Source organism: Variovorax sp. LjRoot130 (assembly GCF_964253755.1).
In the GTDB taxonomy this organism is placed as follows: domain Bacteria; phylum Pseudomonadota; class Gammaproteobacteria; order Burkholderiales; family Burkholderiaceae_C; genus Variovorax.
In genome coordinates, this window is sequence record NZ_CAXURM020000001.1 from 5,621,607 (window position 1) to 5,634,756 (window position 13,150).

The window sequence follows — 13,150 nt, forward strand, 5'->3', positions numbered from 1 at the left end:
GAGACAAAAGCGATGAAACGATTCCTGCAACTGCTGGCCGCCGCCGGCCTCGCGCTGGCCGCAACCAGCCATGCGCCGGCCCAGAGCGCCTACCCCAGCCAGCCGCTGCGCTGGATCGTGCCGTACCCCGCGGGCGGCGGCACCGACAACCTCGCGCGGGCATTGGCCGACGCGATGCAGCCTTCGCTCGGCCAGCCCATCGTCATCGACAACCGCCCGGGCGCCTCCACCAACATCGGCGTGTCGGTGCTGATGCAGGCCAAGCCCGACGGCTACACGATCATGCAGGCCGAGAACGCGGCGCTGCTGTTCAACGAGCACATGTTCGCCAAGCTGCCCTACAAGCCGGCGAGCGACTTCACTTACATCGGCACCATCGGCCGCTTCCCGGTCGCGCTGGTGGTGCATCCGGACTTTCCGGCCAAGACGGTCGCCGAGTTCGTGAGCTACGTGAAGGCCAATCCCGACAAGGTGAGCTATGCCTCGCCCGGCAACGGCACGCCGCACCACATGGCGATGGAGCTCTTCAAGCAGAAGGCCGGCCTCGGCATCGTCCACGTGCCCTACAAGGGCGCCGCGCCGGCCATGACCGACATCATGGGCGGCCAGGTGCCGACCATGATGCTGGACCTCGCCTCGGGCCTGCCGATCATCCGGTCGGGCAAGGTGCGCGTGCTCGCGATCGCGCTGCCGCAGCGCGCGAGCGCATTGCCGGATGTGCCGACCTTCTCGGAAGTCGGCTTCAAGGACATCAATGCTTATGCCTTCCACGGCCTGATCGGCCCGGCCGGCATGCCGCAGGAAGCGGTGAACCGGATCAACGGCGAGCTGCACAAGGCGATGAAGGCGCCGAAGGTGGTCAAGCTGTTCGCGGACTTCGGCTTCGAGGCGTTGCCGGGCACGCCACAGGACTTCTACAAGCTGTCGCGCGCCGAGAGCGAGCGCTGGGGCAAGGTCATCAAGTCGGCCGGCGTACAACTCGACTAGCTACCAGCCGAGCCCCAAGTGAAGCGGCAGGTAGACCACCATGCCTGCCAGCATCGTGCCCAACACGCCGCGGCGCCAGAAGTAATAAGCGGCGCCGGCCGCTGCGGCATAGAGCCGCGCGTCCTTCCAAGTCGAAATCAGGTGCCCCTGCGACATCACGATCTCGGGCACGATCACGGCGGCGAGCGCGGCCGCCGGCGCATAGTGCAGCGCGCGGTGCGCCCAGTCCGGCAAGCCCCAGGGCCGGTCGAGGATGAAGAAGAAGCAGCGCGTCAGCACCGTAACGCCGGCCAGGCCGACGATCACCGCCAGGGTCCAGAAGTCGGTGGCGCCGCCGTTGCCGATGCTCACTTATCGTCCTCCGCGTCGGGGTCCAGCCCGAACTGCTTTTCGAGCCAGAAACACAGCAGCACCGCGACGCCGATGCCGGCCACGATGTTGAGCTTGAGCGGCAGCGCGTAGGCCGCCACCGCCGTGGCGCCGGCGACCAGCGCGGCCAGGATGCGCAAGCGCGTCGTCGCCATCGAGCAGACGATGGCCACCAGGCTCAGCACGCCGGCGAAGCCCAGCCCCCAGCTCTGCGGAATCAGGTTGGCCAGCACGATGCCGAGCAGGCTCATGCCCATCCATGAGGACCAGGTCACGAAGTAGTTGCCGGTCAGGTAGGCCTCCTGCGCCCGCTTCTCGGGTTCGGTCGCGGGCGGCTCGGGGTAGCGGCCAGTGAACATCGCGTAGCTCATGTCGGCCGTGAGGTAGCCGTGCGTCAGGCGGCGCCAGCGCGGCATGTGCATGAGGTAGGGCCGCAGATGCAGGCTGAAGACCACGAAGCGCAGGTTGACGCAGAAGCCCGTGGCCAGCACCACCCAGGCCGGCGCGCCCGCGATCAACAGCGGAATGGCGGCCAGCTGCGAACTGCCGGCATAGACCAGCAAGGTCATCGCGACCGACTCGAAGACACTCATGCCCGACTTGACCATGGCCACACCGGTCATCAGGCCCCAGGCGCCGATGCCGACGGCGACCGAGGACATTTCGGTCGCGCCTTGGCGGAACTCCGGCTGGCTGCGGATGGAAGGAGAAAAAAACATCAGCCGAAGACCTGCCCCGGCTTGATGTCGAAGCCGCGCAGGAAGTCGGCCGCGGCCAGGCGCTTGCCGCCGGGCCGCTGCAGCTCGGTGATCACGACGACGCCATCCCTGGCAGCGACGGCGATGCCCGGCGCGCCGGCTGCCAGCACCGTGCCCGCTGCATCCGCAGGCGTCCCGGGCTGAACCCGCGCCGCCCAGAGCTTGATGGTTTCGCCGTCGAGCGCGCTGCTCGCGCCGGGAAAGGGATCGAAGGCGCGGATGCGGCGCACGATGGTGGCGGCATCCTGCGTCCAGTCCACCTGCGCCTCGTGCTTCTCGACCTTGTGCGCATAGGTCACGCCTTCGCCCGGCTGCGGCTCGGGGTGCAGCGCTCCAGCCTCGGCCTGCTTCAGGGCGTCGACGATCAGCCGGCCGCCGAGCGCGGCGAGCCGGTCGTGCAGTTGCGCGGTGCTGTCCTCGCCGATGGCGAGCGATTCGGCGAGCAGCATGTCGCCGGTGTCGAGCCCGGCATCCATCTGCATGATGGTGACGCCGGTCTCGACATCGCCGGCCTCGATCGCCCGATGGATCGGCGCTGCGCCGCGCCAGCGCGGCAAGAGGCTCGCATGGATGTTGAGGCAGCCGAGCCGCGGCGCATCGAGCACCCACTGCGGCAGGATCAGGCCATACGCGGCGACCACCATCACGTCGGGCTTGGCCTCGAGGATGGCGGCGCGCGCCGCGGCCGCATCCTCGGGGTACTTGCCGTCCAGGCGCAGGCTGCGCGGCTGCGCCACCGGCCAGCCGTGCGCTGTGGCGAACTGCTTGACCGGCGAGGCCTGCAGCTTCATGCCCCGGCCGGCGGGGCGGTCGGGCTGGGTCAGCACCAGCACGATCTCGAAGCCCGCGGCGGCGATCGCCTCCAGCGCGACGCGGGCGAACTCGGGCGTGCCCGCAAACGCAACCCTCATGCGACCCTCACATCCGGTCGAAGAGATCGCGCATCAGGTCGTCGCCCGTGTGGTAGCGCTGCACCACACCGGCAGGGTCGACATAGATGTAGAGCAGGCGGGGCGCGTTCATCATCTTGTAGCGCCAGCTCCAGATCACGCCGTCGAAGGAGCTCACGCGCGTGATCTCGAACGGGCGGCCGTAGATGCGCAGCACGTCGGCCTCGCGCCAGACGCCGACGCCGGGCTGGATGGTGCGGTCGAACAGGCGATCGTCGAGTTCCTGACGGATCGAGACCACGCGGCCGCCGGCGTCGAGATCGACGTTGTTCACCTCGAAGCCTGCCGGCGCACGGGAATACTGCAGCCGCTCGCCGCCCCCCGACAGCGGGTACGCGGCGGTGGGCGCACCGAGCTGCTGCAGCGCGTCGGCCTTGGAGGTGCCCGGCGCGATCCGCGTCGGCTCGCCCGCACAGCCCACCAACCCCAGCACCGCAGCAAGCAGCGCGGCGGGCCAGGCGCGGGCGACGACGCTCACCGCCGTCCTTCCCGTTGTTCGAGCTTCTGGTCTTCGCGCTGCTGCTTGAGCAGCTTGCTCTTGATGCGATTGCGCTTGAGGGGGGAGAGGTACTCGACGAACACCTTGCCGAGCAGGTGGTCGAGCTCGTGCTGGATGCAGACTGCCAGCAGGCCCTCGGCCTCGATGGTCTGGGGCTCGCCGTTGGCGTCGAGGGCGGTCACGCGCACCGCGGTTGCACGCTCGACGCCGTCGTAGATGCCGGGCACCGAGAGGCACCCCTCCTCGTTGAGTACTTTCTCCTCACTCGCCCAGACGATCTCGGGATTGATCAGCACCAGCGGCTCGTTGCGCTCCTCGGAGATGTCGATCACGACCAGCCGTTCGTGCACGTCGACCTGCGTGGCGGCCAGGCCGATGCCGTTCGCCTCGTACATGGTTTCGATCATGTCGGCGACCAGCGTCTTGATGCGCGCGTCGACGCCCTGCACCGGCTTGGCGACCGTGTGCAGGCGCTTGTCGGGATAGCTCAGGATGGTTCTTTTGGCCATGAATGCGAGGAAAAATTGTCGTTATTTTCGCCATTTCCGCGACGGTACGACGCGCTGCGACCTGATAAACGTTGCCCCTTCAAGGGCTTCAGCGCAAAATTCGTTGCAAATTGTGAGGATTCGTACGTCCCCCTGGGCGTAGTGCGTGCACACCATCAAACCATGAAACAACTCCGAATCAACGACTGCCTGCGTCCGAACATCTTCGCCACGCTGGCGATGATCGCCATGGTGGGCAGCGGCACGACGGCCCTCGCGCAGAACTACCCCGTCACGCCGCAGCAGCGCGCCACGGCCCAGCAGACGGCGCAGACCGGCGTGCCGCTCAGCGAGCTGGCGCCGAACGCGCCCGACGAATACACGATCAAGCCCCGCGACACGCTGTGGGCCGTTTCCCGCCTTTACCTGCGCAGCCCCTGGCGCTGGCCCGAGCTCTGGGGCATGAACATGGGCGAGATCCGCAATCCGCACCTCATCTATCCAGGCCAGGTGCTCTATCTCGACAAGACCGGCGGCCGCGCCCGCCTGAGCACCCGCCGCGGCGGCTCGAGCGTGGCCGATGGCGGCACCATCAAGCTGACGCCCCGCACACGTTTCGAATCGCTGTCGGGCATGGCACTGCCGACGCTCAACCCCAGCCTGATCGAACCCTTCCTGAGCGAGCCGATCGTGGTCGACCAGGAGACCCTGCTCACGGCGCCGCGCATCGTGGCGGGCAACGACAGCCGCGTGCTGCTCGCGCGCGGCGACCGCGCCTATGCGCGGGGCGAGGTCAACTCGCCGCTGGTGGAAACCGCCGGCCCGATCAAGACCTTCCGCATCTTCCGCAACGCGACGCCGCTGAAGGACCCCGGCACCGGCGAGATCCTCGGCTACGAGGCGCAGTACCTCGGCAAGGCCCAGCTGCAGCGCGGCGAGTCGAGCGTCACCGAGATGGTGGAAGGCAAGGAGCTCAAGAGCGTGGTGCCCGCGACCGTCGACATCGTGGCGGCGCGCGAGGAAATGCGCGCCGGCGACCGCCTGCTGCCCGAACCGCCCCGCCAGCTGCTGAGCTACGTGCCGCGCGCGCCCCAGCAGCCCATCGAGGAAGGCCGCATCGTCTCGGTCTACGGCAACGCGGTGCAGTTCGCGGCCCAGAACCAGGTGGTCGCGATCAACAAGGGCACCCTCGACGGCATCGAGAACGGCCACGTGCTGGCCATCCTCAAGAACGGCGAAACCATCATCGACAAGACCGGATCGGGCAAGGAGACGCTGAAGCTGCCCAACGAGCGCATCGGCCTGCTGATGGTGTTCCGTCCGTTCGAGCGGGTCTCGTACGCGCTGGTGCTCGAAATCAACGACGCCCCGCGCATCGGCGATCTGCTGGTCAATCCCTGACGCCTCCTCTTCCTCCTTCGCATGGAACGTGAAGAAGTCGCGGGCTGGCTGCGGCTCACGCTGACGCCGGGCATCGGCAACACGGCAGCGCGCAAGCTGCTCGCGGCCTTCGGGCTGCCTGCGGGCGTTTTCGTGCAGTCGCCGGCGGCGCTGCAGCAGCTCGTGACGGACTCGCAGGCGCAGGCCCTGCTTCGCGCACCGGACGAACTCCCGGCACTGCTTGACCAGACCCTCGAATGGCTGCAAGGCACCGAAGAAGGCGCCACGCGGCGCATCCTGACCTTGGGCGATCCCGGCTACCCGGTCTCGCTGCTCGAGATGGCGGACCCGCCGCTGATGCTCTACCTGCTGGGCGCGCCGGCGCTGGATCTCACGCAGCTCGGGCACAACATCGCCATGGTGGGCAGCCGCAATCCGGCGCCGCAGGGTGCGTCGAATGCGCGCGCCTTCGCCCGGGCCTTCGGCGAGGCCGGCATTCCGGTGGTGTCGGGGCTTGCTTGCCCTCGGCGTCGACGGCGCGGCCCACGAGGGCGCGCTCGATGCACCCGATGACCCGGGCCGCCCGGCGACGGTGGCCGTGGTCGGCACGGGACTGGACCGCGTCTACCCGGCCAGGCACCGAGAGCTGGCGCACCGCATCGCAGCCCGCGGCCTGATCTTGAGCGAGTTCCCGCTCGGCACGCCGCCGCTCAACCAGAATTTCCCCAAGCGCAACCGCATTATTGCCGGCCTCTCGCGCGGCACGCTGGTGGTGGAGGCCGCGCTGCAGTCGGGCTCGCTGATCACCGCCAGGCTCGCGACCGAGCAGGGCAAGGAGGTGTTCGCCATTCCCGGCTCGATCCACTCGCCGCAGTCGCGCGGCTGCCATGCCTTGATCCGCCAAGGTGCGAAGCTGGTCGAGACGGTGGGCGACGTGCTCGAAGAGCTGCGCCTGGACGGCGCCACGGCTTCTGCTGCTGCGAATCCGACGGCGCAGGACGCCGATGCCGACGCGGCACACGGGCTCTTGCACGACATGGGCTACGACCCGGTGAACCTCGATGCGCTGTGCGCACGCACCGGCTTCAGCGCCGCCGAGCTGCAGGCGCAACTGCTCGAGCTCGAACTCGCCGGTAGCGTCGCCCGCCTGCCCGGCGGCCTGTTCCAGCGCGTTGCGCAGGGCTGACGGCGTCGCGTTCGAACAACGCAGCGGGCCAGGCGCGCCGAGTGGGCTATATTGGCCCCATGTTCGAAGTGCTCGTGTATGTCTACGAAAACTACTGGCGCGGCGATGCGTGTCCCGAGCCCGAGCAACTGGGCCGCAAGCTCAGCGCGCAGGGCTTCGATGCGGAAGAGATCCGCGACGCACTGCGCTGGCTCGACGGCCTGAGCCTCGCCACCCAGGGCGTGCAACTGACCCGGCACGCCGACGGGAGCAGCGCCACGGTGAGCGCGCGCAGCCCGAACGATGCCGCCTTGCCCGAATCGCCGGGTTCGATGCGCGTCTATTCGACCGCCGAGCAGGAACACCTGGGCGCCGAATGCCTGGGCTTCATCAGCTTCCTCGAGTCCGCGCGCGTGCTGCCCCCCGGCATGCGCGAGATCGTGATCGATCGCGCCATGGCCACATCGGGCGACCCGCTGGCGCTTGACGAGCTCAAGATCATCGTGCTGATGGTGCACTGGAGCACCGGCGTCGAGCCCGATGCGCTGGTGCTCGACGAGCTTTGCGACGACACGACAGGCCGCGTCGCGCACTGAAGCCGGCTAGTTCAGCAGCCGCTCCGGATTGGCATCCAGCTTGGCCAGCGCCTCGCGCGTGGCCCGCACCGTGAGCGTTTCCTCCTCGGCCGGCACCAGAAGACCCGCCTGCAGATAGGACGCCAAGCGCCCGACCTGGACCAGAAAGCTGCGCCCGTCGCTCGACGCGAACAGGTGCAATTGCTTGCGCTCGCTGCGCCAGACGAACTGGACCTGGCTCACGCGGTCGTTGTGGTCGAGCATGAACCAGGTGCCGACCTGGAGTTCGCGCGCCCACGCGAGCATGTCCTCGCCGACCTTGGTGCCTGTGTCGGGCACGATCTCGAGCGAAGCCGCGTCGACCCCGAGCAGCAGCTCGATGCTCGCGGCGTCCAGCGGCAGGTCGGTTGCACCGTCGTCGTCGGAAACGAAATCCTCGAGGTTGGCCAGGCGCTTGGCCATGGCCTCGATCTTGGCCGGCGGAATGGCCTCGGTCTTCGACAGGAAGGCATCGGACAAGGTGGCGCCGATGGTCTTGATGTGCGCCTCCTGCGGATCGCCGACGATGCCCAGCAGGCTCATGCCCTGGCGCAGGCGCTGCAGCAGCTGGGGCAGGTCCTGGATCACGCGGGCGCGGTCGTTGCGGTTGGGCTTGGCGCTCGCAGCCCACACCAGGTCGGAAGCGGCGCGCTTGAGCGTCACCGTCTGCTCGTCCTGGGCGCCGTGGCGCAGCGCCGCGATCGCGAGCACCTCGGCCCAGACCTTGAACAGGAACTCGCGGATCTCCTCGCGCACCGGCATGTCGTTGAGCATCTTGCGCAACTCGATGGTGTACTGGATCGCCATCGTCTCCTTCTGCTCGACCTGCTGCGCCACGCTCATCAGGCGCTGGGTGGCGTCGCTCTGCGTCAGGTACTTGTTGAGGAAGGCGACGAATTCGTCGAACACCAGCTTGAACACGCGCTGGCCGGTTTCGGGGTACTGCTCGATCACCTGGACCACGCGCCGGATCTCGCCCTCCAGTGCGCTGCCCGAAATGGCGGCGGCGTCGAAGCCCATCACGCAGGAACCCATGCGGTCGATCAGCATGCGCGCGGGGTGCTGCAGCGTGCCGAAGAATTCCGGCTCGGCGATCGCGACGCGCAGCACCGGCATCTGCAGCCGCGCGAACCACACGCGCGCCGAGAACGGGATGCGCTCCTCGGCAAGAATGGCCTGGAACATCAGCGCCACGATCTCGACCGTGGCCTTGTCGGCGGTGGTCGGCGCCTTTTTCTTGAGTTCGCTGGTGCGCCGGCGCATTTCGGCCGCGGTCTGGTGAATCGCCGTGGCCTCGTTGCCGACCACGTACTGCGAGGACATCATCTGGTAGGCCGCTTCCGCATCGGCGATCGCGGCGGCGAAGGCTGGTGCGCCGAGGCCCACACCGCCACCACCGCCACCACCGCCACCACCGTGACCCCCGTGACCACCGTGACCGCCGCCTGCAGCCATGCTGCCCGCCGCCGCTGCGCGCTGCTGGGAGAGATCGCCGCCGATGCGCGCGGTCACGAAGCGCTTGAGATTGAGCAGCACGCCCTGCGCCCGCTGGCGTGCAAGGACCAGCGGCGAACCGCCGGTCGCGACCAGCGTGTCGCCGCCGGCAGTGCCCGGTCCGCGGCCGACGCCGATCGCCGCCGGCGCGAAGCTGCCCGGGGGCGCCCCGAAGGCAACGGGCGGGCCGCCCACGCCCATCGGCGCGCTGCCGGCATGGGCAAAACTGGTCCCGAGCGTCGCCGTGCCGGAATTGACGCTGCCCGTGCGCTTGACGAAGCTCTTGAGATCGATCTCGGGCATCACGCCCTTCTCGATCAGGAAGGCATTGGATTCCTTGTAGGCCTTGAAGATCACGTCGACCAGCTGGTGCTGCACCACGTCCTGCACCTTGGTCCAGAGGCTGCGGCTCAGGCCGGCGGCCAGCCACTGGTCGACCAGCACTTTGGCCAGCGCTTCGGGCTTGAGGATGTCCTTGGCGTTGAGCTCGGCCGTGCCTTCGAGATGCTGGATGCGCAGCCGCAGGTCGTTGAGCTCGAAGCTGGCCTTGTCCTGGATCGCCTGGGCCAGGCGGGAGTACAGGATGCCGGTCTCCACCACCTCGTCGCCGATCAGTTCGAGGCGCGACAGCGAGTTGACCGAAGGCCCGCTGCCGGTACTGCCGATCAACGCCTTGCGCCATGCAGTCTGCGACAGCGGCACCCAGCTCGACCCCTGGGCCTGGAAAGCGATGTAGTCGTCGCGGTTCTCCTGCATCTGGCGCACGTTGCCGGTCATTCCGGCGAGGGCGGCCAGCCGCTCGCGGATCGCGTGGGCGACCGGCGGGATCGCACCTTCGGTGGCGGCGACGAAGCGTTCGCGCGTCTCGCGAGCGAGTTGCTGGGAGGAAGCTGGAGACCGCGAGATCATGGACAGTAGCGACGGCTAATTAAAAACGTTTCAGGCGCGAGCTTGCCTCGGGAAGCGTAACCGCACAAGAGCAGGCCCCGCTCGGCAGCAACCCCAACAGACGAAAGTCGGGGCCGAGGGCGCGCCGTTCACACGGTGGCGCCTGCGTTCGGATCGTCCGGATCGCCCTCGCGCTTGACCGGCCCCTTGACCAGGTCCTCCCGCTTGACGCCCAGCCACATCGCGATCGCCGCCGCCACGAAAGCCGACGAGTAGATGCCGAACAGGATGCCGATGGTCAGCGCCAGCGCGAAATAGTGCAGCGTCGGGCCGCCGAAGAAGAACATCGAAAGCACCACCAGCTGGGTGCAACCGTGCGTGATGATGGTGCGGCTGATGGTCGAGGTGATCGCGTTGTCGATGACTTCGCGCGTCGTCATCTTGCGGTAGCGCCGGAAGTTCTCGCGCACCCGGTCGAAGATGACCACCGACTCGTTGACCGAATATCCCAGCACCGCCAGCACCGCCGCCAGCACCGCCAGCGAGAACTCCCACTGGAAGAAGGCGAAGAAGCCCAGGATGATCACCACGTCGTGCAGGTTGGCCAGCACGGTGGCGAGCGCGAACTTCCATTCGAAGCGGAAGGCCAGGTAGATCATGATGCCGACCACCACCATGCCCAGCGCCTTGAGGCCGTTGGTGGTGAGCTCCTCGCCCACCTGCGGGCCGACGAATTCGTTGCCGCGCAGGGTGGCCGATGGGTCGACCGCCTTGAGCGCGGCCATCACCTGCTCGCTCTGCTGGGCCGAGGTCTGGCCTTTCTGCACCGGCAGGCGGATCTGCACGTCGCGCGAGGTGCCGAAGTTCTGCACCTGCACGTCGGGGTAGCCGAGCTTGCCGATGGTTTCGCGCACCTTGCCGACGTCGACCGACTGCTGGTAGGCGACCTCCATCACGGTGCCGCCGGTGAACTCGACCGACAAGTGCAGCCCGCGATGGAACAGGAAGAACACCGCCAGCAGGAAGGTGATGACGGAGATCGCGTTCAGCACCAGCGCATGGCGCATGAACGGGATGGTCCGGTGGATTCGGAAGAACTCCATTTTTCTGTTCCCTTACTTGGCGTCGGCCGTGGCCTTGCTGGCGTCCGGCTTCCAGACCGTACCGATCGACAGGCTCTTGAGCTTCTTCTTGCTGCCGTACCAGAAGTTCACCAGGCCGCGCGAGAAGAACACCGCCGAGAACATGGAGGTGACGATGCCGATGCAGTGCACCACGGCGAAGCCGCGCACCGGGCCCGAGCCGAAGGCCAGCAGCGCGATGCCCGCGATCAGGGTGGTCACGTTGGAATCGAGAATCGTGCCCCAGGCGCGGTCGTAGCCCGCATGGATGGCCGCCTGCGGCGAGGCGCCGCCGCGCAGCTCCTCGCGCACGCGCTCGTTGATCAGCACGTTGGAGTCGATGGCCACGCCGATCGCGAGCGCCATGGCCGCGATGCCGGGCAGCGTGAGCGTGGCCTGCAGCATCGACAGCACCGCCACCAGGAGCAGCAGGTTGACCGCCAGCGCGATCGACGAGAACACGCCGAACAGCGCGTAGTAGAGGCACATGAACACCATGATCGCGGCGAAGCCGTACATCACGCTGTCGAAGCCCTTCTGGATGTTGTCGGCGCCCAGGCTCGGGCCGATGGTGCGTTCCTGGATGATTTCCATCGGCGCGGCCAGCGAGCCGGCACGCAGCAGCAGCGCGAGGTCGTTGGCCTCGACCACGGTCATCGAACCCGAGATCTGGAAGCGGTTGCCGAGCTCGCCGTTGATCGACGGTGCGGTCAGGACTTCGCCCTTGCCCTTTTCGAAGATCAGCATCGCCATGCGCTTGCGGAAGTTCTCGCGGCTCACATCGCGCATGATGCGGCCGCCCTTGGCGTCCATGGTCAGGTCGACCTTGGGCTGTTGGGTCTGCGAATCGAAGCCGGGTTGCGCATCGGTAAGGTTCTCGCCGGTCACCAGCACCTGCTTCTTGACGATGACGGGGCGGCCTTCGCGGTCGAGGAATTTCTCGGAGCCGAAGGGCACCGGGCCGCTGCCGGTTTCGGCCGCGCGGCCTTCGGCGGACTCGTCCACCAGGCGCATCTCGAGCGTGGCGGTGCGGCCCAGGATGTCCTTGGCCTTGGCCGTGTCCTGCACGCCCGGCAGCTGCACCACGATGCGGTCCAGGCCCTGCTGCTGGATCACCGGCTCGGCCACGCCGAGCTCGTTGATCCGGTTGTGCAGGGTCGTGATGTTCTGCTTGAGCGCCGCGTCCTGCAGCCGGCGCGCGGCCTCGGGCTTGATGGTGGCGACGAGCTTCCACTCGCTGCCTTCCTGGCTGTCGGTCGTCGCGAGGTCGGCGAACTGGTCCTGGATCAGCGCCTTGGCCGCTTCCAGCCCGGCGGCATCGCGGAAGCGCACTTCGATGGTCTGGCCGTTGCGGGTGACCGAGGTGCCGCGGACGTTCTTGTCGCGCAGGCCGGAGCGCAGGTCGTTGGCGAAGGACTCGGCCCGCTTATCGATGGCGCCCTTCATGTCGACCTGCAGGAGAAAGTCGACGCCGCCGCGCAGGTCCAGGCCCAGGTACATCGGATAGGCATGCAGCGCGGCGAGCCAGGCCGGCGAGCGCGACACCAGGTTGAGCGCCACGATGTAGGGCGGGTCGCTCGGATCCGGCACCAGCGCGCGCTGCAGCACGTCGCGCGCCTTCAGCTGGTCGTCGGTGCTGGCGAAGCGCGCGCGCATCGAGGTGGCGTCCAGCGTCAACAGATCGGGCGTGAGGCCGGCGGCCTTCAGCGCCTCGGCCACGCGGGCCTGGGTGCCGGCATCGACCTTGACGGTCGACTTGCCCGCGGACACCTGCACCGCAGGCGCCTCGCCGAAGAAATTGGGCAGGGCGTAGATCAGCCCCACGAGCAGCACGATCACGATGATCGCGTACTTCCAGACCGGGTAACGGTTCATGATCGCGCTTGGAAATTGAGCCGAACCGTTCGGGCTGAGCTTGTCGAAGCCGGGAGAGGCCCTTCGACAAGCTCAGGGCGAACGGGGATGGATTACTTGATGGCGCCTTTGGGCAGCACTTGCACGACCGCCGAGCGCTGCAGCTGCACTTCGACGCCCTTGGCGATCTCGACCGTCAGGTACTGGTCGCCGAGCTGGGTGATCTTGCCGAGCAGGCCACCGGCGGTCGCCACCTCGTCGCCCTTGGCCAGGGCGTCGATCATGGCGCGGGATTCCTTCTGGCGCTTCATCTGCGGGCGGATCATCACGAAATACAGCACCACGAACATCAGCACCAGCGGCAGCATGCTGCCGAGCGAGGACATCATGTCGCCGCCGCCGGCAGCAGCAGCAGGCGCGGTCTGGGCGAAAGCAGAGGAAATGAACAAGGAAGTCTCCAGCAGAGGGAAGTGATAAGAGCGTGAACCCCAGCCGGGGTTCACGCTTCCGCGGCCGCATGACGCAGCCGCGCAGCGCGGGGCCTGGCCGCGCACAGCATCGAACATTGTATTCGGCGGCGTTC

Annotated in this window: 12 protein-coding genes and 1 pseudogene; 4 read left to right on the forward strand and 9 right to left on the reverse strand. The window is 67.8% G+C overall.

Annotated features, from left to right (window positions below):
• The first annotated feature begins 12 nt into the window (after window positions 1–12).
• Entirely contained in the window at window positions 13–987 is a 975-nt protein-coding gene (locus ACSQ86_RS27850; protein WP_436310042.1) for a Bug family tripartite tricarboxylate transporter substrate binding protein, read from the forward strand.
• Here the strand turns inward: ACSQ86_RS27850 and ACSQ86_RS27855 are convergent, their stop codons facing one another.
• Genes ACSQ86_RS27855 through def form a run of 5 tightly spaced genes read right to left on the reverse strand, consistent with a single transcriptional unit; the run spans window position 988 to window position 4,072 of the window.
• Window positions 988–1,338, reverse strand: coding sequence for an AzlD domain-containing protein (locus ACSQ86_RS27855; RefSeq protein ID WP_436305951.1), 351 nt, complete (start codon window positions 1,336–1,338; stop codon window positions 988–990).
• Complete coding sequence (locus tag ACSQ86_RS27860; protein WP_436310043.1) at window positions 1,335–2,075, reverse strand: AzlC family ABC transporter permease; 741 nt, start codon at window positions 2,073–2,075, stop codon at window positions 1,335–1,337. The genes ACSQ86_RS27855 and ACSQ86_RS27860 overlap by 4 nt, the downstream gene beginning before the upstream one ends.
• Window positions 2,075–3,025, reverse strand: coding sequence for a methionyl-tRNA formyltransferase (fmt, locus tag ACSQ86_RS27865; RefSeq protein WP_436310044.1), 951 nt, complete (start codon window positions 3,023–3,025; stop codon window positions 2,075–2,077). The genes ACSQ86_RS27860 and fmt overlap by 1 nt, the downstream gene beginning before the upstream one ends.
• 7 nt (window positions 3,026–3,032) lie before the next feature.
• Complete coding sequence (locus ACSQ86_RS27870; RefSeq protein ID WP_436310045.1) at window positions 3,033–3,542, reverse strand: hypothetical protein; 510 nt, start codon at window positions 3,540–3,542, stop codon at window positions 3,033–3,035.
• On the reverse strand, window positions 3,539–4,072 hold the full coding sequence (gene def, locus ACSQ86_RS27875; RefSeq protein ID WP_436305954.1) for a peptide deformylase: 534 nt from the start codon (window positions 4,070–4,072) through the stop codon (window positions 3,539–3,541). Before def ends, ACSQ86_RS27870 begins: the two co-directional genes overlap by 4 nt.
• 162 nt (window positions 4,073–4,234) lie before the next feature.
• Between def and ACSQ86_RS27880 the strand changes: the two genes are divergently transcribed.
• The 3 genes and pseudogenes from ACSQ86_RS27880 (at window position 4,235) to ACSQ86_RS27890 (ending at window position 7,192) form a co-directional block, all read left to right on the forward strand.
• Window positions 4,235–5,452, forward strand: a complete 1,218-nt coding sequence (locus ACSQ86_RS27880) for a LysM peptidoglycan-binding domain-containing protein (RefSeq protein ID WP_436305955.1) — start codon at window positions 4,235–4,237, stop codon at window positions 5,450–5,452.
• A gap of 21 nt (window positions 5,453–5,473) precedes the next feature.
• A pseudogene (gene dprA, locus ACSQ86_RS27885) lies at window positions 5,474–6,617 on the forward strand (DNA-processing protein DprA).
• A gap of 59 nt (window positions 6,618–6,676) precedes the next feature.
• Window positions 6,677–7,192: a DUF494 family protein gene (locus tag ACSQ86_RS27890; protein WP_436305956.1), complete on the forward strand. Its 516-nt coding sequence runs from the start codon at window positions 6,677–6,679 to the stop codon at window positions 7,190–7,192.
• A gap of 6 nt (window positions 7,193–7,198) precedes the next feature.
• Here the strand turns inward: ACSQ86_RS27890 and ACSQ86_RS27895 are convergent, their stop codons facing one another.
• The 4 genes from ACSQ86_RS27895 to yajC all read right to left on the reverse strand — a co-directional run bounded on the left by ACSQ86_RS27895 (window position 7,199) and on the right by yajC (window position 13,016).
• Window positions 7,199–9,613: a DUF1631 family protein gene (locus tag ACSQ86_RS27895; RefSeq protein WP_436310046.1), complete on the reverse strand. Its 2,415-nt coding sequence runs from the start codon at window positions 9,611–9,613 to the stop codon at window positions 7,199–7,201.
• 128 nt (window positions 9,614–9,741) lie between these two features.
• The gene (gene secF, locus ACSQ86_RS27900; RefSeq protein WP_214695092.1) at window positions 9,742–10,695 is read right to left on the reverse strand and encodes a protein translocase subunit SecF; all 954 of its coding nucleotides are present in this window, start codon (window positions 10,693–10,695) and stop codon (window positions 9,742–9,744) included.
• Between the two features lie 12 nt (window positions 10,696–10,707).
• Window positions 10,708–12,588 (reverse strand): protein translocase subunit SecD, encoded by a 1,881-nt coding sequence (secD, locus tag ACSQ86_RS27905; protein ID WP_436305958.1) that lies wholly within the window; start codon window positions 12,586–12,588, stop codon window positions 10,708–10,710.
• Between the two features lie 92 nt (window positions 12,589–12,680).
• The gene (gene yajC / locus ACSQ86_RS27910; RefSeq protein WP_436310047.1) at window positions 12,681–13,016 is read right to left on the reverse strand and encodes a preprotein translocase subunit YajC; all 336 of its coding nucleotides are present in this window, start codon (window positions 13,014–13,016) and stop codon (window positions 12,681–12,683) included.
• Window positions 13,017–13,150: the final 134 nt, after the last annotated feature.

Bases quoted from the DNA above. Each gene is read 5' to 3' on its own strand.
- ACSQ86_RS27895 (WP_436310046.1), bottom strand. From the start codon at position 9,613: ATGATCTCGCGGTCTCCAGCTTCCTCCCAGCAACTCGCTCGCGAGACG.
- ACSQ86_RS27890 (WP_436305956.1), top strand. From the start codon at position 6,677: ATGTTCGAAGTGCTCGTGTATGTCTACGAAAACTACTGGCGCGGCGAT.
- ACSQ86_RS27860 (WP_436310043.1), bottom strand. From the start codon at position 2,075: ATGTTTTTTTCTCCTTCCATCCGCAGCCAGCCGGAGTTCCGCCAAGGC.
- def (WP_436305954.1), bottom strand. From the start codon at position 4,072: ATGGCCAAAAGAACCATCCTGAGCTATCCCGACAAGCGCCTGCACACG.
- secD (WP_436305958.1), bottom strand. From the start codon at position 12,588: ATGAACCGTTACCCGGTCTGGAAGTACGCGATCATCGTGATCGTGCTG.
- ACSQ86_RS27880 (WP_436305955.1), top strand. From the start codon at position 4,235: ATGAAACAACTCCGAATCAACGACTGCCTGCGTCCGAACATCTTCGCC.
- fmt (WP_436310044.1), bottom strand. From the start codon at position 3,025: ATGAGGGTTGCGTTTGCGGGCACGCCCGAGTTCGCCCGCGTCGCGCTG.
- ACSQ86_RS27850 (WP_436310042.1), top strand. From the start codon at position 13: ATGAAACGATTCCTGCAACTGCTGGCCGCCGCCGGCCTCGCGCTGGCC.
- secF (WP_214695092.1), bottom strand. From the start codon at position 10,695: ATGGAGTTCTTCCGAATCCACCGGACCATCCCGTTCATGCGCCATGCG.